The sequence below is a fragment of the Streptomyces sp. NPDC051976 genome (assembly GCF_040680795.1).
Lineage (GTDB): Bacteria > Actinomycetota > Actinomycetes > Streptomycetales > Streptomycetaceae > Actinacidiphila.
Window position 1 is genome coordinate 1 of the sequence record NZ_JBFAXL010000053.1, and the last position, 21,168, is coordinate 21,168.

At 71.7% G+C, this 21,168-nt stretch carries 21 protein-coding genes and 1 rRNA gene; 17 read left to right on the top strand and 5 right to left on the bottom strand.

All coding sequences use genetic code 11. The features are described 5' to 3' along the window. The 9 genes from rrf to AB0M29_RS35545 all read left to right on the top strand — a co-directional run. Window positions 1-92, top strand: a 5S ribosomal RNA gene (gene rrf / locus AB0M29_RS35505); the annotation flags it as partial. An 80-nt stretch (window positions 93-172) separates the two neighbouring features. After that, window positions 173-826, top strand: a complete 654-nt coding sequence (locus AB0M29_RS35510) for an HAD-IA family hydrolase (RefSeq protein WP_365390521.1) — start codon at window positions 173-175, stop codon at window positions 824-826. 72 nt (window positions 827-898) lie between these two features. Then, window positions 899-2,152 (top strand): MFS transporter, encoded by a 1,254-nt coding sequence (locus AB0M29_RS35515; protein WP_365390523.1) that lies wholly within the window; start codon window positions 899-901, stop codon window positions 2,150-2,152. Then, window positions 2,121-3,293 carry an acetoin utilization protein AcuC gene (locus tag AB0M29_RS35520; protein ID WP_365390526.1) on the top strand — a complete coding sequence of 391 codons (1,173 nt, stop codon included), beginning with the start codon at window positions 2,121-2,123 and terminating at the stop codon, window positions 3,291-3,293. Before AB0M29_RS35515 ends, AB0M29_RS35520 begins: the two co-directional genes overlap by 32 nt. 209 nt (window positions 3,294-3,502) lie before the next feature. Continuing rightward, window positions 3,503-4,327: a phosphatase gene (locus AB0M29_RS35525; protein ID WP_365390528.1), complete on the top strand. Its 825-nt coding sequence runs from the start codon at window positions 3,503-3,505 to the stop codon at window positions 4,325-4,327. A 128-nt stretch (window positions 4,328-4,455) separates the two neighbouring features. After that, the gene (locus AB0M29_RS35530) at window positions 4,456-4,671 is read left to right on the top strand and encodes a helix-turn-helix domain-containing protein (protein ID WP_365390529.1); all 216 of its coding nucleotides are present in this window, start codon (window positions 4,456-4,458) and stop codon (window positions 4,669-4,671) included. A 137-nt stretch (window positions 4,672-4,808) separates the two neighbouring features. After that, window positions 4,809-4,907: an AURKAIP1/COX24 domain-containing protein gene (locus AB0M29_RS35535; protein ID WP_003948845.1), complete on the top strand. Its 99-nt coding sequence runs from the start codon at window positions 4,809-4,811 to the stop codon at window positions 4,905-4,907. A 185-nt stretch (window positions 4,908-5,092) separates the two neighbouring features. Next, complete coding sequence (locus tag AB0M29_RS35540) at window positions 5,093-6,139, top strand: NAD-dependent epimerase/dehydratase family protein (RefSeq protein WP_365390531.1); 1,047 nt, start codon at window positions 5,093-5,095, stop codon at window positions 6,137-6,139. A 26-nt stretch (window positions 6,140-6,165) separates the two neighbouring features. Beyond that, the gene (locus AB0M29_RS35545; protein WP_365390533.1) at window positions 6,166-7,440 is read left to right on the top strand and encodes a lysophospholipid acyltransferase family protein; all 1,275 of its coding nucleotides are present in this window, start codon (window positions 6,166-6,168) and stop codon (window positions 7,438-7,440) included. Between the two features lie 84 nt (window positions 7,441-7,524). Here AB0M29_RS35545 and AB0M29_RS35550 read toward each other — a convergent pair whose 3' ends face one another. From AB0M29_RS35550 to AB0M29_RS35560, 3 genes are all read right to left on the bottom strand, one after another. After that, window positions 7,525-8,796 (bottom strand): DUF5667 domain-containing protein, encoded by a 1,272-nt coding sequence (locus tag AB0M29_RS35550; protein WP_365390535.1) that lies wholly within the window; start codon window positions 8,794-8,796, stop codon window positions 7,525-7,527. A gap of 249 nt (window positions 8,797-9,045) precedes the next feature. Then, complete coding sequence (locus AB0M29_RS35555; RefSeq protein ID WP_365390537.1) at window positions 9,046-9,861, bottom strand: ECF subfamily RNA polymerase sigma factor, BldN family; 816 nt, start codon at window positions 9,859-9,861, stop codon at window positions 9,046-9,048. A gap of 337 nt (window positions 9,862-10,198) precedes the next feature. Continuing rightward, window positions 10,199-11,221: an HAD-IB family hydrolase gene (locus tag AB0M29_RS35560; protein ID WP_365390539.1), complete on the bottom strand. Its 1,023-nt coding sequence runs from the start codon at window positions 11,219-11,221 to the stop codon at window positions 10,199-10,201. A gap of 108 nt (window positions 11,222-11,329) precedes the next feature. On the opposite strand from AB0M29_RS35560, the gene AB0M29_RS35565 reads away from it, so the two are divergent. The 8 genes from AB0M29_RS35565 to AB0M29_RS35600 all read left to right on the top strand — a co-directional run bounded on the left by AB0M29_RS35565 (window position 11,330) and on the right by AB0M29_RS35600 (window position 19,021). Beyond that, window positions 11,330-11,587, top strand: a complete 258-nt coding sequence (locus tag AB0M29_RS35565) for a glutaredoxin family protein (RefSeq protein WP_365390541.1) — start codon at window positions 11,330-11,332, stop codon at window positions 11,585-11,587. Between the two features lie 134 nt (window positions 11,588-11,721). After that, window positions 11,722-12,438 (top strand): exonuclease domain-containing protein, encoded by a 717-nt coding sequence (locus AB0M29_RS35570; protein ID WP_365390542.1) that lies wholly within the window; start codon window positions 11,722-11,724, stop codon window positions 12,436-12,438. 131 nt (window positions 12,439-12,569) lie between these two features. Continuing rightward, a complete protein-coding gene (locus tag AB0M29_RS35575; RefSeq protein ID WP_365390544.1) occupies window positions 12,570-13,280 on the top strand; it encodes a redox-sensing transcriptional repressor Rex in 711 nt (236 codons plus the stop codon). Next, window positions 13,277-14,653 (top strand): glutamyl-tRNA reductase, encoded by a 1,377-nt coding sequence (locus tag AB0M29_RS35580; RefSeq protein ID WP_365390547.1) that lies wholly within the window; start codon window positions 13,277-13,279, stop codon window positions 14,651-14,653. The genes AB0M29_RS35575 and AB0M29_RS35580 overlap by 4 nt, the downstream gene beginning before the upstream one ends. Beyond that, the gene (gene hemC / locus AB0M29_RS35585; protein ID WP_365390548.1) at window positions 14,650-15,627 is read left to right on the top strand and encodes a hydroxymethylbilane synthase; all 978 of its coding nucleotides are present in this window, start codon (window positions 14,650-14,652) and stop codon (window positions 15,625-15,627) included. The genes AB0M29_RS35580 and hemC overlap by 4 nt, the downstream gene beginning before the upstream one ends. After that, complete coding sequence (locus tag AB0M29_RS35590) at window positions 15,624-17,297, top strand: bifunctional uroporphyrinogen-III C-methyltransferase/uroporphyrinogen-III synthase (RefSeq protein WP_365390550.1); 1,674 nt, start codon at window positions 15,624-15,626, stop codon at window positions 17,295-17,297. Before hemC ends, AB0M29_RS35590 begins: the two co-directional genes overlap by 4 nt. Before the next feature lie 127 nt (window positions 17,298-17,424). Beyond that, window positions 17,425-18,399 (top strand): porphobilinogen synthase, encoded by a 975-nt coding sequence (hemB, locus tag AB0M29_RS35595; RefSeq protein ID WP_365390553.1) that lies wholly within the window; start codon window positions 17,425-17,427, stop codon window positions 18,397-18,399. A 73-nt stretch (window positions 18,400-18,472) separates the two neighbouring features. Continuing rightward, window positions 18,473-19,021 carry a hypothetical protein gene (locus tag AB0M29_RS35600; protein WP_365390555.1) on the top strand — a complete coding sequence of 183 codons (549 nt, stop codon included), beginning with the start codon at window positions 18,473-18,475 and terminating at the stop codon, window positions 19,019-19,021. 24 nt (window positions 19,022-19,045) lie between these two features. Here AB0M29_RS35600 and AB0M29_RS35605 read toward each other — a convergent pair whose 3' ends face one another. After that, complete coding sequence (locus AB0M29_RS35605) at window positions 19,046-19,828, bottom strand: DUF4253 domain-containing protein (protein ID WP_365390557.1); 783 nt, start codon at window positions 19,826-19,828, stop codon at window positions 19,046-19,048. 45 nt (window positions 19,829-19,873) lie between these two features. Next, complete coding sequence (locus tag AB0M29_RS35610) at window positions 19,874-21,109, bottom strand: SpoIIE family protein phosphatase (RefSeq protein ID WP_365390558.1); 1,236 nt, start codon at window positions 21,107-21,109, stop codon at window positions 19,874-19,876. Window positions 21,110-21,168 lie beyond the last annotated feature (59 nt).

Sequence of the window (21,168 nt, forward strand, 5' to 3'; positions counted from 1 at the left end):
CGCCCGGTTACATTCCGAACCCGGAAGCTAAGCCTTTCAGCGCCGATGGTACTGCAGGGGGGACCCTGTGGGAGAGTAGGACGCCGCCGAACAATTTTTGTAGCTCGGGTCCCCCGGATTTATTCGGGGGACCCGAGCTTTTTCGCGTTACAGGCCGCGATAGCGTCTCCTCGTGCGCTACGACCTCGTGATCTTCGACAACGACGGTGTGCTCGTCGACAGCGAGCCCCTCTCCAATCGCATCCTCGCGGGTCATCTGACCGAGCTGGGCCATCCGACGACGTACGAGGAGTCGATCCGCGACTACATGGGTGCGGCCGTGCACCGCATTCACGACGTCGTGTGGGAGCGCTCGGGGCAGCGGCTGCCGGAAGGCTTCAACGAGGCGTACCACCAGCGGGTGTTCGAGGCGTTCCAGCGTGAACTGGAGCCGGTCGCGGGCGTGGTCGACGTACTGGACGAGCTGACGGCGGACGCGGTGCCGTACTGCCTTGCCTCGTCCGGGAGTCATGAGCGGATCCGGGTGGCGTTGCGCAGGACCGGGCTGTACGAGCGGTTCGGGGAGGAGCGGATCTTCTCGTCGCAGGACGTGGGCCGGGGGAAGCCGGCGCCTGATCTCTTCCTGCACGCCGCCGCGGTGATGGGCGTTCAGCCCGGGAGGTGTGCCGTGGTCGAGGACAGTCCGCTGGGGGTACGGGCGGCGGTGGCGGCCGGGATGGACGTGTACGGGTTCACCGCGATGACGCCGGCGGAGCGGCTGGAAGAGGCCGGTGCGACGGTGTTGTTCGGGGCGATGGAGGCGTTGCCGGGACTGCTGTGGGCCTGATCCTGGGCTGATCACAATTGTGACTCCCGCGACCCTACTCATCCGTAGCTTCCGCGCCTACGCTGCTCGCTCATGGACGACGCTGCGAAGAACAGCCCGGTGAGAGCGGCCAGGGCGCCCCGCCAGGAGGACGATCGGCTGCGCCGCGGCCGGGCGGCCCTCGCGGTGAGTTTCTTCGCGCAGGGCACGCTGTTCGCGTTGCTCGTCACCCGTATCCCCGCCATCCAGGACCGGTACGGGATCAGCGACGGGCTGTTGCCGGTCTTCCTGGCCGCGGTGCCGATCCTGGCGGGCGCCGGGAGCGTGGTGACCGAGCAGTTGGTCAAGCGGGTACGGCCGAGCGTGGTGCTGCGCTGGGTGCAGCCCGCGGTGGCGGTGATCCTGCTGGCGCTCGGAGCCGGGAACGCGCTGTGGGTGGCCGCGGTGACACTGGCGCTGTTCGGGGTGTGCGTCGGCGGCCTGGACGCGTCCATGAACATGCTCGGGGTGAGTCTGCAGCACGCGTACGGGCGGAGCATCATGCTCGGCTTCCACGCCTCGTACAGCCTCGGCGGGATCATCGGGGCGTCGCTGGCGTGGGCGGGCGCGCACTGGCATCTGTCGCTGGTGGTGCTCTACGGGCCGGTGGTGGCGGTGCTGATCCCGCTGACGCTGACGGCCAGCCGCTGGTACGCCGACCAGGAGCAGCCGGCGCCGGCGGACGGCGACGGGGTGCGGGAGGCGCAGGCCGTGGTCATGCGGCTGCTGCTGCCGCTCTGCCTGGTGATGGCCTTCGCCTACATCGGTGACTCGACGGTCTCCAACTGGAGCGCCAAGTACCTCCAGGACACGCTGCACAGCTCGGAGCAGCTCTCCACGGTGCCGTACGCCGTCTACATGGTGACGACGCTGATCGGGCGCTCGGTGGGCGACTTCGGGGTGCGGCGGTTCGGGGCCGTGGCGGTGGTGCGGCTGGGGACCGTGGTGGCGATGGCCGGGTTCGCGGTGGTGGCGGCCGCGCCGGGGGCGTGGGTGGGGATGCTCGGGTTCACGCTGCTGGGGCTCGGGCTGTGCGTGATCGTGCCGCAGACCTTCGCGGCGGCCGGGCGGCTGTTCCCGGGGGCGTCCGACTCGGCGATAGCGCGGCTGAACATCTTCAACTACGTGGGTTTCCTGGTGGGCTCCCCGCTGGTCGGCGCCCTGGGTGACGTGTGGAGCTACCGCGGGGCCATGCTCGTGCCGATGGTGCTGGTGGGGGCGACCCTGCTGTACGCCGGATCCTTCGAGCCCGCGCCCGCCGGGTACGGTGTCGGCCATGAACGGCCGCGCACAGTTGATGTGGGATGAGCAGGTAACGCAGTACGACTTCGGCCCGGGGCATCCGATGGACCCCGTGCGGCTGTCGCTGACGCGTGGCCTGGTACGGGCCTTCGGCCTCGACAAGGTGCTGCCGGTGGTGGCGGCGCCGCCCGCCGGGGACTCGACGCTCGCGCTGGTGCACCGGGCGGACTACGTGGCGGCCGTACGGCGGGCTTCGGCGGATCCTTCGGCGGCCGATCTGGCGTACGGGATCGGGACCGACGACAACCCGGCGTTCGCGGGGATGCACGAGGCGTCGGCGCTGATCGCGGGGCAGTCGGTGGGCGCCGCCGAGGCGGTGTGGCGCGGTGAGGTGCTGCACGCCGTGAACTTCGCCGGGGGCCTGCACCACGCGATGCCGGGTTCGGCGGCGGGTTTCTGCGTCTACAACGACGCGGCGCTGGCGGTGGCGCGGCTGCTGGAGCTGGGCGCGGAGCGGGTGGTGTACGTGGACGTGGACGTACACCACGGGGACGGCGTGCAGACGGTGTTCTGGGACGATCCGCGGGTGCTGACGATCTCGCTGCACGAGCATCCGCGCACGCTCTTCCCGGAGACGGGCTGGCCGGAGGAGACCGGCGGGCCTGGGGCGGAGGGGGGCGCGGTGAACGTCGCACTTCCGGCGGGGACCGGGGACGCGGGGTGGCTGCGGGCCTTCCACGCGGTGGTGCCGGACCTGGTGGCCGCGTTCCGGCCGCAGGTGGTGGTCAGCCAGCACGGGGCGGACACGCACATCGAGGACCCGCTGGCGCATCTTGCGGTGTCGCTGGACGCGCAGCGGATCGTGGCCGAGGCGTGTCACGAGCTGGCGCACACGCACGCGGAGGGGCGGTGGGTGGCGCTCGGCGGGGGCGGGTACGCGATCGTCGACGTCGTACCGCGGACGTGGACGCATCTGGTGGCGATCGCCGCGGGGGCGCCGGTGCCACCGGAGACGGAGGTGCCGGAGGAGTGGCGGCACGAGGTGTACGCGCGGACGCGGCAGCAGGGGCCGATGCGCATGACGGACGGCCTTCGGCCGCAGTGGGCGGACTTCGCGGACTCCGGGTACAACCCGGCGGACCGGCTGGACCAGGCGATCATCGCCACGCGACGGGCGGTCTTCCCCCACCACGGCCTTCTCCCCTAGCGGGGAGGGGCTTCTTTTCCCGCCCGCCCACCCGTACAACTCCGATGTCGCCTTCGGTTCTCCCCGCGGCACGACCCGCCGTTGGCGGCTGCGCGTCCTTGGATCGAACAAAATTCAACATCTTGGGGGCGCGCCGGAGGCGTCACTCGCTCGGGGGGTTTTTGGGGGTTTGGGGGGCGGTGGGGCAGTTGGGCCGGGACGATCAGGGGGTGCTGAGTGTGGGAGCGTTGCGCGCGCATCTGGTGGCGGCCCGGTTGGCCGGGACGGTGTCGACGTCGCGGGAGAAGAGCCTGCACAGTTATCGGCTCTTTGCGGCCCGGGACCCGCGGCAGACGTGGGGGCTGGACCCGGAAGGGGCGTGGGGCGCGGCGGAGTTGCTGCGGCTGATGGCGGACCGCTGCGGCGTGTCGCCCGACCCGGGGGAGACGTCGGGGCAGGACGTCATCGACCCCGACTGCACACTCGCGGCGCTCGACGCCTTCGCGGAACGCCTGGCGAGAGCCGCGCAGGACCGGATTCCGGTGCTGCTGGGCACCGGGCACCCGCACCGTCTCCTGGGCTTCTACGCCTCTTTGGCGGCGGCTCTCTCGGCGGCGGGATGTGTCGTCCTCACCCCGGCGTACGGCCGTTGCGTCTACATGCCGACGCAGTTCGGCGTACGTCGGCACAGCCTCTGGTACGTGGGCGGAGTGGCAGTCGTCCGACCTGTGGACGGTGCCGCGGGCACGGACGGCGAGGTCGAGCACGGGGTGCACACCCACTCGCCGCTGCCTGTGCGGGCCGCCCTGGCGGCCGCCGCCGAGCAGGGCGGGGTGCTCCCGGGGCTGGTGGTCGGCGATCACGGATTCATCTGCGGCGCAGGTCAGTTGGGTATCGAGGCGATCGGCCTGGCGGATTCCGACGATCCCGCGGTCTTCGTGGCGGAGGCCGAGGGGCGTGTTTCGGTCGCCGTACCACTGGATGACACGGTGCGATCCGATTACTACCGGCCACTGACGCGCTACGTACTCAATCGGGCGTGGCTGTCACAGTAGTCAACCATTCGCAACTCCTCTTCCCCACTTGCATCATGCGCCCCTAATCTGGGGGGGAGCGCACTTGACTGTTGGAGTCGCCGGAGGGGAAGCCGGTGGCCGTCAGGTGCGGAAGGTTCAGGTGTGTCATGGCTACAAGCGAAACCAGGCCTCTCAACGAGGTCGTGTTCCTTACCGTCGCCGAAGTGGCCGCGGTGATGCGAGTGTCCAAGATGACGGTGTACCGCCTGGTGCACAGCGGTCATCTGCCGGCGATCCGGGTGGGGAGGTCCTTCCGGGTTCCGGAGCAGGCCGTCCACGACTACCTGCGCGAGTCCTATGTGGGGGTGGGGGAATCTGCCTGATACCGCCCGTCGAGGACTGCTGACCGCCTGCGTGGGGCTCGGTTTATGCTCGTCCGCTTCGGGCGGGTAGGCTTGGCCGACGTAGGTCGTGTGGGCTCGGACGCCCCGCACCGAGTGAAAACGAAGCGAGGGTAGTCGTGGGCTCTGTCATCAAGAAGCGGCGTAAGCGTATGGCCAAGAAGAAGCACCGCAAGCTGCTGAAGCGGACGCGCGTTCAGCGTCGCAACAAGAAGTAAGCGGGCCGCGAGCCATTCGTCGCTCTTCCTGCCCCTCTCCACCGCCCGCAGGCGGCGGAGAGGGGCAGTGGCTTTTTCCGGGGCGGGCCGCCGGGTTTCCCCGCCGGGATTCCCGGGCGGGCCGTCACCGGCAGGCAACATCGAACGGGTACGGTGCGTACATCCCCGTAGGAAGGCGCTGAACCGTGGGCAAGGTGGTACTCGTCACCGGAGTCGCGCGACAGCTCGGCGGCCGATTCGTCCGGCGCGTCCAGCGGGAGCCCGACGTCGACCGGGTGATCGCCGTCGACGCCGTACCGCCGGAGCACGACCTGGGGGACGCGGAGTTCGTCCGGGCCGACATCCGGCAGCCGATGATCGCCAAGGTGCTGGCCCAGCACTCCGTGGACACCGTGGTGCACATGGACGTCAGCGGCACCCCGCTGGGCTCGGGCGGCCGGACGCAGGTCAAGGAGACCAACGTCATCGGCACCATGCAGCTCCTGGGCGCCTGCCAGAAGGCGCCGACGATCCGCCGCCTGGTGGTGAAGTCCACCACGAGCGTCTACGGGTCCGCGCCGCGCGACCCCGCGGTCTTCACCGAGTCGATGCCCGCGAAGGCGCTGCCGAGCGGCGGCTTCGCGAAGGACGCCGTCGAGGTCGAGGGGTATGTACGGGGCTTCGCGCGGCGGCGGCCGGACGTGGCGGTCGCGGTGCTGCGCTTCGCGAACATCCTCGGGCCGAACGCGGACACGCCGCTGGCCGAGTTCTTCGCGCTGCCGATACTGCCGACGGTCTTCGGCTACGACCCCCGGCTGCAGTTCGTCCACGAGGACGACGTGACGGCCGTGCTGGTGCTGGCCGCGCTGGAGGCGCGCCGCGGGACGCTGAACTCGGGGACCTTCAACATCGCCGGAGACGGCGTACTGCTGCTGTCGCAGACCGCGCGGCGGCTGGGCAAGCCGACGGTGCCGGTGCTGCTGCCCGCCGTCACCTGGCTCGGGCAGATGCTGCGCACCGCGGGGATCACCGACTTCTCGCGCGAGCAGATCCGGCTGCTCACCCATGGCAGGGTGGTGGAAACCCGGCAGATGCGTGAGACGCTCGGGTTCGAACCCACGTATACGACAGCGGAGGCGTTTCACGACTTCGCACGCAGCCGTGGTCCCGGGCTGCTGCCCCCGCAACGGCTGGCGAGCGCCGTCGACCGTCTCGCGGCGGCGCTCCCGGCAGACGTCGACGACCACGTGTGACCGTTCCAGCAGAAGGAGCCGGAGCCATGGCAGACGCCAAGGTCATCCCGTTCGACGAGGATTCCAGGACCCGTCGTGGGGGCGCGGGCCGGTCGCGGGGGCGGGCGGCGGGTGCGCGGAAGAAGGACGCTGCGGCGGGCGGCGGTGCCGCCTCGGCCGGTGCCGCGGGTTCGGCCGCCGGCCAGCTGCCGCTGACGGCCGTGCCGGAGGCGTCCGCGGCTGATGTGGCCGCCGCGCCGGACGCGGCGGGGGGAATCCCCGGGCAGGGTGCGGGAGGCGGTTCCAGGGCGGCTCAGGCGGCCGCGAGGGGCGGCGGGGCGCGGGCGTCGGTGCCCTTGCCGGCGCAGCAGCCGTCGCCTGCCGGTGCCACGGGCGTACGGCCGGATCCCGGTGCCGCCGCGGCGGCCGCCGTCACCTCGGTCGCCGAGGCGCTCGGCGGTGTCGCGGACCGGATGCTCGGCGGGCGCTGGGACCGCAAGGTCGCGCACGGCCTGTCCTTCCTGCGGCGCCGGGTCACCGGTGACTACGAGGTCGACGAGTTCGGGTACGACGCCGAGCTGACCGACCAGGTGCTGATGTCGCTGCTGCGGCCGGTGTTCGACACGTACTTCCGGGTCGAGGTGAAGGGCATCGAGAACATCCCGTCGGAGGGCGGGGCGCTCGTGGTGTCCAACCACTCCGGGACGCTGCCGATAGACGGGCTGATGGCGCAGGTGGCCGTGCACGACCACCATCCGGCGGGCAGGCATCTGCGGCTGCTCGCCGCGGACCTGGTCTTCATGCTGCCGGTGGTGAACGAGCTGGCGCGCAAGGCCGGGCACACCCTGGCGTGCGCGGAGGACGCGCAGACGCTGCTGGAGCGCGGTGAGGTCGTCGGGGTGATGCCGGAGGGCTTCAAGGGCCTCGGCAAGCCGTTCTCCGACCGCTACAAGCTGCAGCGGTTCGGGCGCGGCGGTTTCGTGGCGACGGCGCTCAAGACGCGGGTGCCGATCGTTCCGTGCTCGGTGGTCGGCGCCGAGGAGATCTACCCGATGGTCGGCAACTCCCGCACCCTCGCCCGGCTCCTGGGCTTCCCCTACTTCCCCCTGACCCCCACCTTCCCCTGGCTGGGCCCACTGGGCCTGGTCCCCCTCCCCACCAAATGGACCATCCAGTTCGGCGAACCCATCCCCACCGACAGCTACCCGGCCGAGGCGGCCGAGGACCCGATGTTGGTCTTCAACCTGACGGACCAGGTCCGCGAGACGATCCAGCACACGCTGTACAAGCTGCTGGTGCAGCGGAGGTCGGTCTTCTTCTGAGGGGCGCTGCGCTGGGCTGTGCGGAGGTCGGTCTTCTTCTGAGGAAGAGGACCGACCTCCGGGGTGCGCTCGGGGGGCGGGGTGTCAGTCGGAGGACTCGTCGCCGCTGAGGCCGAGGCCGGGGAGCAGGCCGGGGAGCAGGGGCGGGAGGGTGACTGAGCGGGGGGGTGTCGCGGTGCCCGAGGGGGTGGTGGTGGCACCGGACTGCGGCGGCGGGTTGAGGAGGTTGCCGGAGCCGCCGATCAGGCCGTTGGGCGCGGTGGTGCTCGGGGCCGGGGTGGCGGTGCCGCCCGGGTGGCCGGAGCTGTCGCCGCCGGTGGCCGTGGTGGACGGCGAGGCCGTACCCGTACTGCTCTGGTCGCCGTTGCCACCGGAGCCCGTACGACTGCCGCCGTGCGAGGACGGCGAGTCGTCGTCGTCCTTCGACTTGGGCAGCACCGACTGCAGCGGCGCCACGTCATGGTCTATGGCGGCGAAGACCGAACTCACCTGGTCGGAGACGTCGGTGAGCTGGCTGGGCAGCTTGCCCCGCAGATCGCTCCAGCCCTGGCGGTGCGTGGCGGCGAAGCTGTTGAGCAGCTCCATCGGCTGCAGCGAGCCGTCCTTCTGATACGCCTGGCTGAGCAGCCGGTGGCCCTCGGCGGCTTCCTGGTGCATGCCGGAGAGCGCCTTGCGGACCTCGCCGACCGACTCGTCGTCGAGCTGCCCGCCGCGGCCGCGGTCCATCAGCCGACGGGCCTCCTGCATACGGGTGGCCGCCATGTCGAGGTAGACCTTGCCGCGGGAGGCGTCGCCGCTGGCCATGTCCAGCTTGAGGTCCTCCATGCCGCGCTTGAGGCCGTACAGGGTGTCGCCGGGCAGCGCGTTGGTGCTGGCCGCCGCGACCCCGCCGAAAGCCCCGGCGGCGACGCCGACGGTCAGGCCGCCGACCGCGAGCCGCCGGCCCAGTTTGGAGCGCGGGGTGAACTTGCGCAGGCCGGTGGCGCGGTGGGCGCCGTGGCCGTCGGTGCGCTGCTCGGGCACCCGGGCCGAGACCTCGAAACTGCCGTCGGCGAGGGCCTGCTCCATCGCGGCGATGAGCTGCGCGCGCTGGACGGTCTTCTTGTCGGCGTCCATCACCGGCGCCGGCCGCTTGCTGATCGCCGCGGCGACCGACAGCAGTACGGCCTGGTCGGGGTCCGCGTGCCGGGCGGCGGCATGGTGGGCGCCGTGGGCCCCATGGGTGCCGCGCTCGCCGCCCGCACTGTCGGCACCGCCACCGGTCTCGCCGGTGCCGGTCTCACCGAGGACGGCAGCGTCCTCCAGGGCCTGGGCGAAGGCGTTCGCCCGGCGATGTGCCGTTGCCTGTCCGATCACGGGCGGCACCTCCTCTCGTCATCCACACTCGACTCCCCGTGCCGTCCGGAGGTTGCGCTCCTCCTCGCCGTCCACCCGATCGAGTGAACAGCACTGGGCAGCGCGCGACACGGAAATGCCTGCATGTGATGCAACGAGTGCCGGTCCAGTTGGGTTACGCAGGTCTGATGATCGGGTCGGCTGTGATGATCGCACTGGTCGGATCGGCCGACGGCCGACAAAGGGGGCAAGGGTCTGGACAACGGTCACTCACCGGGCGTCTTCCGGCAGCAACCGGGCAAGTGTGCGCACCGCCCGGTACTGCAGGGTCTTGATCGCACCCTCGTTCTTGCCCATGATGCGGGCGGTCTCGGCCACCGAGAGGCCCTGCAGGAAGCGCAGCGTCACGCACTCCTGCTGCTGCGGATTGAGCTTGCGCACCGCCACCAGCAGCGCCTCGTTGGAGAGCGACTCCAGGACGGAGTCCTCGGGGCTGCGCTCGACCTCGTTCGCGTCGAGCATTTCGCCGGTGGTCACTTCGAGGCGGAAACGGCTCGACTTGAAGTGGTCGGCGACCAGATTGCGGGCGATGGTGACGAGCCAGGCGCCGAAATCGCGGCCCTGCCAGGTGAAGGTGCCGATCCTGCGCAGTGCGCGCAGAAAGGTCTCGCTGGTGAGGTCCTCGGCCGTGGCTTTGCTGCCGACCCGGTAGTAGATGTACCGGTAGACGGTGTCGGAGTAGTGGTCGTAGAGCCGTCCGAAGGCCTCGGTCTCGCCTTCCTGGGCGCGTTCGACCAGGTCCATCATCCGGCCGCTGTCGGTGTCGGACGCGGGGCGGCGGGCGTGCGCGCCCTGTGCCGTGCCGCGCCCTGCCGGTGTGTCGCCGGTGCTGCCGGAACTGCTGCGGGTGCGTCTGCCTGCGGCTGTGCTGACTTCGGCCAGCGCGTAGGCGTGGCCGGGGACGGTGGGACCGGACGTGGCGAATGCGGGCCCGGCGTACGTGGGGACTGTGCGCATCAGGCGGTCAACCACCAGTGCGCGCAACGCAGCCAGGCCAGAGGTGTCAACCCCGTCGTGTGGGTACACGGGACTCCCAGAGGCAGAACTTTCCATCACGTGCAGTACGGGACCGTTCACCCGTCGTGGCGACGTGTGGGTACCGGAATGCGTCTGAGGAGAATAACGCTTCGTACAGGCGACGCTACACCGAGTTGCCCAAATCGCCGTTTCCGCCACTTCCTGTGCGTAATGGCGATCGACCAATTATCGAACGTGTGGCCTGAGTTGACCACTTCCACTCGTGAAATGGTCGCGCAGAGTGCGTGTTGTGCCCGTGTGAGCCCCCGCCTCCGGCCCCGCCAGGGGCAAGGCGGCCCCTGCCCGGCGGCCGCGCCGGGCCCGTCGGCTCAGGTGCCCGCGCGGCTCAGGAGTGGCGGTGGCGGCGGGTGAGCGCGGCGGCCGCCAGCGCCCCGCCCGCGACCGCTCCCATGCCCGCCGCGGCCGGGATGCCGATCCTGGCCGCCTTGCGGCCGGTGCGGTAGTCGCGCAGCCGCCAGCCCTCGGCGCGGGCGTGCTTGCGCAGCCGCGAGTCGGGGTTGATGGCGTACGGGTGGCCGACCAGGGTGAGTATCGGGATGTCGTTGGCCGAGTCGCTGTAGGCGGCGCAGAGCGACAGATCGAGGTCCTCGGCGGCGGCCAGCGCCCGTACCGCCTCGGCCTTCGCCGGGCCGTGCAGCGGCTCGCCGACGAGACGGCCGGTGTAGACGCCGCCGACGGACTCCGCGACCGTGCCGAGCGCGCCGGTCAGGCCGAGCCGCCGGGCGATGATGGTCGCGGTCTCCACCGGCGCGGCGGTGACCAGCCAGACCCGCTGCCCGGCGTCCAGGTGGGCCTGGGCGAGCGCGCGGGTGCCGGGCCAGATCTTGCCGGCCATGTACTCGTCGTAGATCTCCTCGCCGATGGACATCAGTTCCTCGACGCGGTGTCCCTTGACGATGGACAGGGCGCTGTCGCGCGCGTCCTGCATGTGCTCGGGGTCCTCGGCGCCCGCCATCCGGAAGTACGCCTGCTGCCAGGCGAACCGCACCAGGTCGCGCTTGTCGAAGAACTTCCGCTTGTACAGGCCGCGTCCGAAGTGGAAGAGCGCGGCGCCCTGCATCACGGTGTTGTCCAGGTCGAAGAAGGCGGCGGCGCGCGGGTCCCCGGCCACCGGGAACTCCGGTTCGGCGCCCGCGTCCTCGGCCGGGCTCGTCGCGTCCGCAGTGCCCGCGGTCTCCGCCGCGTCCTCGCCCTTCGTCCGCCGCGCCCGCGTCGCCAGCGCGGCCTCCGCCGCCTCCGCCGCTGCCTCGCCCGCCAGCACGCTGCGTTCGGTGACGGCGTGCCTACGGGAGGTGATGCGCGGCGTGATGTGGGGAGTGAGGGGGGTGAGCCATCTGTGAGCGGCCATATCGCGAGCATAGCCATCCGGCACGGCACTCCAGGACCGTGTGTGGTGCGGGGACGTGAACTCCGGGTATCGGAGGTGTGGCGTGGGGGCCGGTCCACAATGGCTGTCATGACGCATGCGAGCTCCGCGAGGACAGTGACCCTGATCGGCAAGCCCGGCTGCCATCTGTGCGACGACGCCCGTGTGGTGGTCGAGAAGGTCGCCGGCGAGGTGGGCGCGGTGGTGGAGGAGCAGGACATCACCCAGGACGAGGCGCTGTACGCGCGCTACTGGGAGCAGATCCCGGTCGTGCTGGTCGACGGCGAGCAGCACACCTTCTGGCGTGTCGACGAGAAGCGGCTGCGGGCGGCACTCACCGCGAAGTGACCTGGCGCACGGTCACCCACCGCGAGGTCAGCGGTCCGCAGGGTGATTTGGGCGCGTTACCCGTACTCACGCATATTCGATTACCATCGAGGTCGTTTTGTACTGCCGGGGGCGAAGCGTGAGGAGTGTGGCACGTGCTCTCGGTGTCCTCGGGCCGCGGTGGCCGGAGTTCGCGTCCGCCGTACGGCTATGCCGTCGTCGACGTCGAGGCCACCGGTTCGTCCTCGCACCGGCACCGCGTGCTGGAGCTCGCGGTGGTGCTGCTGGGCCCCGATCTCGACGCGCAGGGTGAGTTCTCCACGCTGGTCGATCCGCAGGGCCCGGTCGGCCCGACGCACATCCACGGCATCGAGGTCCACCACCTCGGCGGGGCGCCCCGGTTCGCCGGGATCGCCGCCCGGCTGCTGACGCTGCTGCGCGGCCGGGTGCTGGTGGGACACAACGTGGGCTGCGACCGCGCCTTCCTGGCCGCCGAGTACGCCCGGGTCGGCGTCCCGCTGCCCGTGGTGCCGGAGCTGTGCACGATGCGGATGGCCGCGGCAGGCAGCGCGTACCGGCTTTCCCCGCACGGACTGTCACTGCGCGACTGCGCCGCGGCGGTCGGTGTCACGGACCGGCACCCGCACACCGCGCTCGGTGACGCCCGTGCCACGGCCGCGCTGTTCTCGTACTACGCGCAGGGCGGCGAAACGGTGGAAACCGTGGATCTCGGCGAGCGGCTGGCACTCGCGGCGGCCGTCGAATGGCCCGAGTCACTGGCACTTCCCGAGGTCACGGACGCACTCTGGAAGCGCCGCAGCAACGATTCCGCACGGCGAATGGTGCCCAATGTCCGCAATGGGAGTGCGTGATGCCCATCACTTCGCCCGGGCAAATCGGACACTATCTTTGTGCACGCGTTCACAAAGACATAGCCTGCTGTCCACGGGGCGGCCCCAAAGACCGTGGTCGTCTTCAGCCCAGCTCTACCCGCAGGAGCACCGTGGCAACTGGCCGATCTCACCGACCGGCGACCCGCAGCCGAGGGATTCCCGAGGCCACCGTCGCCAGACTTCCGCTGTACCTGCGGGCACTGACAGCACTCTCCGAGCGCTCGGTGCCCACCGTGTCGTCGGAGGAACTCGCCGCGGCAGCCGGGGTCAACTCGGCCAAGCTGCGCAAGGACTTCTCCTACCTCGGCTCCTACGGCACCCGTGGTGTCGGATACGACGTCGAGTACCTCGTCTACCAGATCAGCCGTGAGCTGGGACTGACCCAGGACTGGCCGGTCGTCATCGTCGGTATCGGTAACCTCGGCGCCGCCCTCGCCAACTACGGCGGGTTCGCCTCCCGCGGCTTCCGGGTCGCCGCGCTCCTCGACGCCGACCCCGCCATCGCGGGCCGTCTCGTCGCCGGGCTGCCGGTGCGGCACATCGACGAGCTCGAGACGATCGTTGCGGACAGCCAGGTCTCCATCGGTGTGATCGCCACCCCGGCCGGCGCCGCCCAGGAGGTCACCGACCGGCTCGTCGCCGCCGGTGTCACCTCCATCCTCAACTTCGCCCCGACCGTGCTGACCGTCCCGGACGGCGTGGACGTGCGCAAGGTCGACCTCTCCATCGAGCTGCAGATCCTCGCCTTCCACGAGCAGCGCAAGGCAGGCGAGGACCGCCAGGAACCGGACGGGGACGTACCCGCCGTGATGCCGGCATGAGTTTGTTGGTCGTCGGGCTGAGCCACCGCAGCGCCCCCGTCAGCGTCCTGGAGCGGGCAGCGCTCGCCGAGGACGCGCGGGCCAAGCTGCTCCACGACACGCTCGCCGCCGAACCGGCCACCGAGGCGGCCGTCCTCGCGACCTGCAACCGGATCGAGCTGTACGCGGACGTCGACAAGTTCCACGCCGGCGTCGCGGAGCTGTCCACACTGCTCGCCCAGCACAGCGGCGTCGGCCTCGAAGAGCTGACCCCGTACCTGTACGTGCACTACGAGGACCGCGCCGTCCACCATCTGCTGTCGGTGGCCTGCGGGCTGGACTCCATGGTCATCGGCGAGGGGCAGATCCTCGGCCAGATCAAGGACGCCCTCGCGCTCGGCCAGGAGCTGCACACCGCGGGCCGCCTGCTCAACGACCTGTTCCAGCAGGCGCTGCGGGTCGGCAAGCGGGCCCACTCCGAGACCGGTATCGACCGCGCGGGCCAGTCCCTGGTCACCTTCGGACTCGCCCAGCTCGCCGCCGCCTCCTCCGGTCTGGCCTCGCTCACCGGTCGCCGCGCCCTGGTGGTGGGCGCGGGCTCGATGTCGTCGCTGGCCGCGGCCACGCTGGCGCGTGCCGGTGTGGCGGAGCTCGCCATCGCCAACCGCACCGTCGCCCGCGCCGAGCGGCTCGCCCGCGTGCTGGCCGAACCGGGCGGCGTCGCCACCCGGGCGCTCGCGATGGCCGACGTGCCCGCCGCGCTCGCCGAGGCCGACCTGGTCGTCTCCTGCACCGGCGCGACCGGCCTGGTGCTCACCGCCGACGACGTGAAGGCGGCGCTCGCCGCCAGGGCGCGGACCGGGGACGGATCCGGACTCGCGCTGCTCGACCTGGCCATGCCCCGCGACATCGACGGCGCGGCGCACGGCATCGAGGGCGTCCACCTGGTGGACATAGAGTCGCTGGCCGCCGCGTCCGCCGACGCGCCCATGGCCGCCGACGTCGACGCGGTGCGCGCCATCGTCTCGGAGGAGGTCGCCGCCTTCGGCGCGGCCCAGCGCGCGGCCCGCATCACCCCGACCGTGGTGGCCCTGCGTGCCATGGCCGCCGATGTCGTGACGGGTGAACTTTCCCGGCTCGACGGTAGGCTGCCCGATCTGGACGACAAGCAACGCGCGGAGATCACCCAGACCGTGCGCCGCGTCGTCGACAAGCTCCTGCACGCGCCGACCGTGCGGGTCAAGCAGCTCGCGGGCGAGCCCGGTGGCGCCGGGTACGCCGACGCGCTGCGTGAACTCTTCGACCTCGACCCGCAGGCGGTCGCCGCCGTCAGCAGGGCCGACACCCAGGGCTCCGCCCCGGGCCCCGCAGACCCGAATCGAGGGCGGCCATGACGAGCCCCACCACCCCAGGCGCCGCCGCGCCGCTGCGTCTCGGCACCCGCCGCAGCAAGCTGGCCATGGCGCAGTCCGGCATGATCGCCGAGAGCGTACGGCGGCTGACCGGGCGCGCGGTGGAGCTGGTCGAGATCACCACGCACGGCGACGTCTCGCGGGAGCACCTCGCGCAGATCGGCGGCACCGGCGTCTTCGTCTCCGCGCTGCGGGACGCGCTGCTCGCGGGCGAGATCGACTTCGCCGTGCACTCGCTCAAGGACCTGCCGACGGCGGACGCCGACGGGCTGACGCTCGCCGCGATCCCGCTCCGCGAGGACCCCAGGGACGCGCTCGTCGCCCGCGACGGGCTGACCTTCGAGGCGCTGCCGGACGGCGCCCGGGTCGGCACCGGCTCGCCGCGCCGCATGGCGCAGCTCAACGCCTGGGCCCGTTCCCGCGGACAGGTGATCGAGACGGTCCCGATCCGTGGCAACGTTGACACCCGCATCGGGTACGTTACTTCCGGCACGCTCGACGCGGTCGTACTGGCCGCCGCCGGGCTGAACCGTATCGGCAGGCTCGCGGAGGCGAGCGAGCTGATCGCCGCCGACGTCGTACTGCCCGCCCCCGGACAGGGGGCACTGGCTGTCGAATGCGCCGCCTCCAGCCTGGAGTTGGCCGCACAGCTCGCCGGGCTCGACGACCCGCTCACCCGGGTCGCCGTGACCGCCGAGCGATCCCTGCTCGCCGCCCTCGAGGCCGGCTGCTCCGCCCCTGTGGGCGCGCTGGCCGACCTTGTGGACGACGGGCAGATTTCCGAGCTGCGCTTGCGCGGTGTCGTCGGCACGACCGACGGCACCTCGCTGGTGCAGATGTCCACCACCGGTTCCGTACCGGCATCGACCGACGCAGCACGGGCCCTTGGCCGCGAGCTGGCCGAAGAGATGCTCGCCAAGGGTGCGGCCGGTCTTATGGGGGAGCGCGCACTTTGAACCCCGCCGCCGTCGCTGCTACGACGAACACTGCCGGACCCGCCGGAACCCCCGGTTCCAAGAACGGGCCCGCGTCCGGCCACGTCACCTTCCTCGGTGCCGGACCCGGAGACCCCGGGCTGCTGACCCTGCGCGCCGTCGAGGCGCTCGCCCACGCCGACCTGCTGGTCGGCGAGGGACATGTACTCGAAGTCGTCCGCACGCACGCCCGCGCGGACGTGGGCACGGCTGAACCCGCCGCCGACGGCGAGGTGTTGGACCTCACGGCCGTCTCCGCCGCTGCCACACAGCTTGTCATGGCGTCCGCGCGGACCGGCAAGCGGGTCGTCCGTGCGGTCGCGGGCGACCCCGGGCTCGACCCTTCCGCGGCCGAGGAGATGCTGGCCTGCGCCCGCGCCGGGATCCCCTTCGAGGTGGTCCCCGGTGTCGCCGCGGCCGTCGGTGTGCCCGCCTACGCGGGGGTGCACCTCAGCGGTGACGTGCGCTTCGTCGACGCGGCCACCGCCTCCGACCGGTGCTGGAACGAGGTCGGCGCGAGCGATGCCACGCTCGTGATCTCCACCACGCTGCAGACGGTGGCGCTGACCACCGCCGAACTCATCGCGTCGGGCCGCAAGCCCGAGACGCCGCTGTCGGTGACCGTCGCGGGGACCACCACCCGGCAGCGCACCTGGACCGCGACGCTGGCCACCATCGCCGCCGAACTCAAGGCCACCAAGGCGCTGCCGACCCCCGAGGGGCCGATCGCCGCGATAGCCGTCGTCGGTGAGCGCACCGAGCAGCGGCAGCACCTGTCGTGGTTCGAGACCAAGCCGCTGTTCGGCTGGCGGGTCCTGGTGCCGCGCACCAAGGAGCAGGCCGCGTCGCTCTCCGACCAGCTCCGCTCCTACGGCGCCGTGCCGCACGAGGTGCCGACCATCGCGGTCGAACCGCCGCGCACCCCGCAGCAGATGGAGCGGGCCGTCAAGGGGCTCGTCACCGGGCGGTACGAGTGGATCGCCTTCACCTCGGTGAACGCGGTCAAGGCCGTCCGCGAGAAGTTCGAGGAGTACGGGCTCGACGCCCGTGCCTTCGCCGGGATCAAGGTCGCCGCGGTCGGCGAGCAGACCGCGCAGTCGCTGGTGGAGTTCGGCGTCAAGCCGGATCTCGTGCCCAGCGGTGAGCAGTCCGCGGCCGGACTGCTGGAGGACTGGCCGCCGTACGACCCGGTCTTCGACCCGATCGACCGGGTGTTCCTGCCGCGCGCCGACATCGCCACCGAGACGCTGGTCGCCGGGCTCGTCGAGCTGGGCTGGGAGGTCGACGACGTCACCGCCTACCGCACGGTGCGGGCGTCGCCGCCGCCGGCGGACACCCGTGAGGCGATCAAGGGCGGCGGGTTCGACGCGGTGCTCTTCACTTCGTCGTCGACCGTGCGGAACCTGGTGGGTATCGCGGGCAAGCCGCACAACGTCACGGTGATCGCCTGTATCGGTCCGGCCACCGCCAAGACGGCCGAGGAGCACGGGCTCCGGGTCGACGTGATGGCCCCCGAGCCGTCCGTCCACGCCCTCGCCCAGGCCCTCGCCGACTTCGGCACGGCCCGCCGCGTGGCGGCTTCCGCCGCGGGTGACCCGGTGACCCGCCCCAGCGAACGCCGCCCCGGCAGCCGCCGCCGCACCCGGGTCTGAGGGCGCCCCTATCGGGGCTAGGTCTTCCGCGACCCGGCCGGAGGCCGACTTGGCGTCGGCAAAGGCACCCCGGGGGCGGGCGTACCGTGGAAGCGGCCTGTAGGACGCGAGGAAGGCGGCGACGCTGATGAGTGGGTTTCCGGGGGTGCGGCCGCGGCGGCTGCGGACGAGTCCGGCGATGCGCCGGCTCGTCACGGAGACGCGGCTGAGCCCGGCCCAGCTGATCCTGCCCGCCTTCGTGCGCGAGGGCATCGGTGAGCCGGTTCCGGTGTCGTCGATGCCGGGAGTGCAGCAGCACACAAGGGACTCGCTGCGGAAGGCCGCCGTGGAGGCGGCCGAGGCCGGCGTCGGCGGCATCATGCTCTTCGGGGTGCCCGAGGTGAAGGACGCCGTGGGCAGCCAGGGCACCGAGCCCGACGGGATCCTCCAGGTCGCGATCAGGGACGTCGTCGCGGAGGTCGGCGACGCGATGATCGTGATGTCGGACCTTTGCCTGGACGAGTACACCGACCACGGCCACTGCGGCGTCCTGGACGCGGAGGGCCGCGTCGACAACGACGCCACGCTGGAGCGCTACGCCGAGATGGCCCAGGTCCAGGCGGACGCGGGCGTCCATGTGGTGGGCCCCTCGGGGATGATGGACGGTCAGGTCGGCGTCGTACGCGACGCGCTGGACGAGATCGGCAAGCAGGACGTGTCGATCCTGGCCTACACCGTCAAGTACGCCTCCGCGTTCTACGGCCCGTTCCGGGAGGCGGTGAACTCCTCCCTCAAGGGCGACCGCAAGACGTACCAGCAGGACCCGGCGAACTTCCGCGAGGCGATGCGGGAGTTGGAGCTCGACCTGGCCGAGGGCGCCGACATGGTGATGGTCAAGCCCGCGCTGCCGTACCTGGACGTGCTGCGGAAGGTCGCCGACGAGTCCAGCGTGCCCGTGGCCGCCTACCAGATCTCCGGCGAGTACGCGATGGTCGAGGCCGCGGCGGCGAACGGCTGGATCGACCGCGAGCGCACCATCATGGAGTCCCTCACCTGCATCCGCCGCGCGGGCGCGGACATGATCCTGACGTACTGGGCGACGGAGGCCGCACAGCGGTTGTAGGACCGCTCCGGCGGCGGGCGGGTAGGCTGCGCCGCAGGGGAGTCAGCGAGGGGAAGGCAGGGGGATACGTCACATGGCTCGTGGCATACCGTCCTGGGCCGCCGTGTCCGGGCTGACGGCGGCGGCGTTGGTGGCCGTGTCGTTCCTGGCGATACAGGCGAGCGGCCAGACTCCGCAGACCCCGCGGGCGGTGGCGAGCCCGCACCCGACCGCGTCCCACCCGCACACCCCGCCGCCCCCGCCCGCCGTGCCGGGCACCTCGGGCACCGGCAAGCGCGTGGTGTACTCGCTGAGTCAGAAGCGGGTGTGGATCGTCCCGACGACCGGCAAGCCCGTCGACACCTTCGTGGTGCACCCCGGCACGGTCGCACCGAAGGTGGGCCTGCACCATGTGTCGGGCCGCAAGGCGACCAGCGTCGGCAGCGACGGCGCCAACGTCGAGCACGTGGTCTTCTTCTCCTTCACCGCCGAGACATGGATCGCCTTCTCCGCGCAGCTGGACGACAAGCTGCCCCCCGACGGCGCGACACTGCGGACCGGCGCGGTCAGGACGCACCGCAAGGACGGCGACGCGCTCTGGAACGCCACCGCGATCGGCACTCCGGTCATCGTCGTCCCCTGACCCACCGGTCGGGCGGCAGCGCCGTCAGTCCCACCAGAAGTGCCAGGCCTCGCGGTCGAGGACCTCGTGCTCGGCGTACGCGGACAGCGTCTTGTGGTGGCCCTGGTCGATGTTGTCCGGGCAGAAGGCGTAGTGCTCCGCGGCGATCGCCTCGGCGTCCTCCAGAGTGCGGGGCGGGGCGGCGACCGACAGCGTGAGCTGGTCGAAGGTGAGCGCCACCACGCGTATGCCGAAGCGGTCCTCCCAGGAGCGCAGCACCGCGCACAGCACCGCCACGTCGTTCTCGTGGTTGAGGGGGCCGCACCAGCCGATGGAGGCGGGGATGTCCGCGCTGCGGCGGGCGTGCACCAGGGCGGCGCGCGCATGGCGCAGACCGCCGCTCTCCACCAGCGACCTGGTCACCTCGGCGGCCCGGGTGTCCGGGTCGGTCTCGAAGGCGGCCGCCGCCGGGGCCAGGCCCGGCCACTCCTCGTCGGCGCACTCCTCCCACAGCTCGGCGAGCACCTCCTCGGCGTCGTGACCGCCGGGGTAGGACATCATTCCGGGCGCCAGCTCCCAGTGCTCCAGGCCCTTGTACTCCACCCCCGCCTCGATGAGCACCGGGTGCAGCCCCGCGGCCGCCCGCGCGGGCAGCAGCCGCGACCAGGTGTCGGAGGCGGCCGGCTCGTCCGCGTACCAGAGCAGTGGCTCCAGCCACGGGCCGTCCGCGGTCGCGTCGATGAGCGCGCCCGGGGGGAGTGCGAGGCCGAGCGTCCGGCCGGTCGGGTCGGCCGCCAGTTTCGGGAGGGGGTTCGGAAGCATCGCCATGGGCCCGACTCTAGAGCCAGGGTCTGACAGCGCGTGGGCGTCGGGTCACAGCCGCAGGATGACCAGGGCGGTGTCGTCGGAGTCGCCGCCGTCCTGGAGCAGCTCGGCCAGCAGCGCGTCGGCCAGCTTCTCCGGGTCGGCGCCCTGGTGGCGGACCAGGGAGTCCGCGAGGCGGGCGAGACCGGTGTCGATGTCCTCGCGGCGGCGCTCGATCAGCCCGTCGGTGTACAGCACCAGCGTGGAGCCCACGTCGAAGGCTGTGCTGGCCTCGATCCTGGGCAGGTGCTCGGGCCGGGCGCCCAGCGGCGGATCGGTGGCGTCCTCCAGGAACCGTACGGTGCCGTCCGCGGACAGCAGCGCGGGCGGCGGGTGGCCGGCGCTGCTGTAGGTGAGGGTCAGGGTGGACCAGTCGATGAGGGCCATGACCGCGGTGGTGGACTCTGCGCCGTCGATCGAGCGCGAGTACAGCCCCAGTGCCTCCAGGGCCTGCGCGGGGCCCTCGGCGACCCGGCTGGCGGCGCTCAGCGCGCTGCGCAGCTGGCCCATGACGCACGCCGCCCGCAGCCCGTGCCCGACGACGTCCCCGACGGCGACCGCCATGTTGCCGTCCGGCAGGTCCACCAGGTCGTACCAGTCGCCGCACACGTGCAGCGCCCCGACGGCGGGCTCGTACCGTACGGCCGCGCGGTGGGCGCCCCCGTAGAGGGTGGGCAGCAGTGCCGCCTGGAGGGCGAGTGCCACCTCGCGCTCCCGGGCGTGTGCCTGCCGCAGCCGCTCGTTGAGTTCCTGCAGCTCGCGGGAGCGGGTGTAGAGGTCGGCTTCGAGGACGCGGGTCTGGTCGGAGTCGTTGCTGTTGTCGGCGCGGGCGCGCGCCTTCACCAGTTCGGTGACCTCTTCCACCCGGTGCACGATCATCGTGAGTTTGCCTTCGGCGTCGTGCACGGGGGTGTTGACGGTGCTCCAGTACCGCTCCTCGAACACGCCGGGGCGGTCGACCGGCTGCACGTCGTAGCGGTTGAGCGCCATGCTGTCGCGCTCGCCGGTGTCCAGCACGCGGTTCAGCGACGCCCTGAGGTCGTCCACGCCGGAGGTGTCGCCGTTGCGCGGGTTGTCGGGGAAGACGTCGAAGACGTAGTGGCCGACGAGCTGGTCGGTTCGCCGGCCCGACAGCCGTAGATACGCGGCGTTGACGTGCAGGTACTCCAGTCGCGGGGTGAACAGCGCCACCGCGCCGGGGAGGGCCTGGAAGACCGCCGCGAAGTCGATCTCCGAATCGTTCACGTGCCGCCGCCTGAATCGCTACCGCGTCGTGGGTAGTCTCACGATAGGCCGCGCCAGGG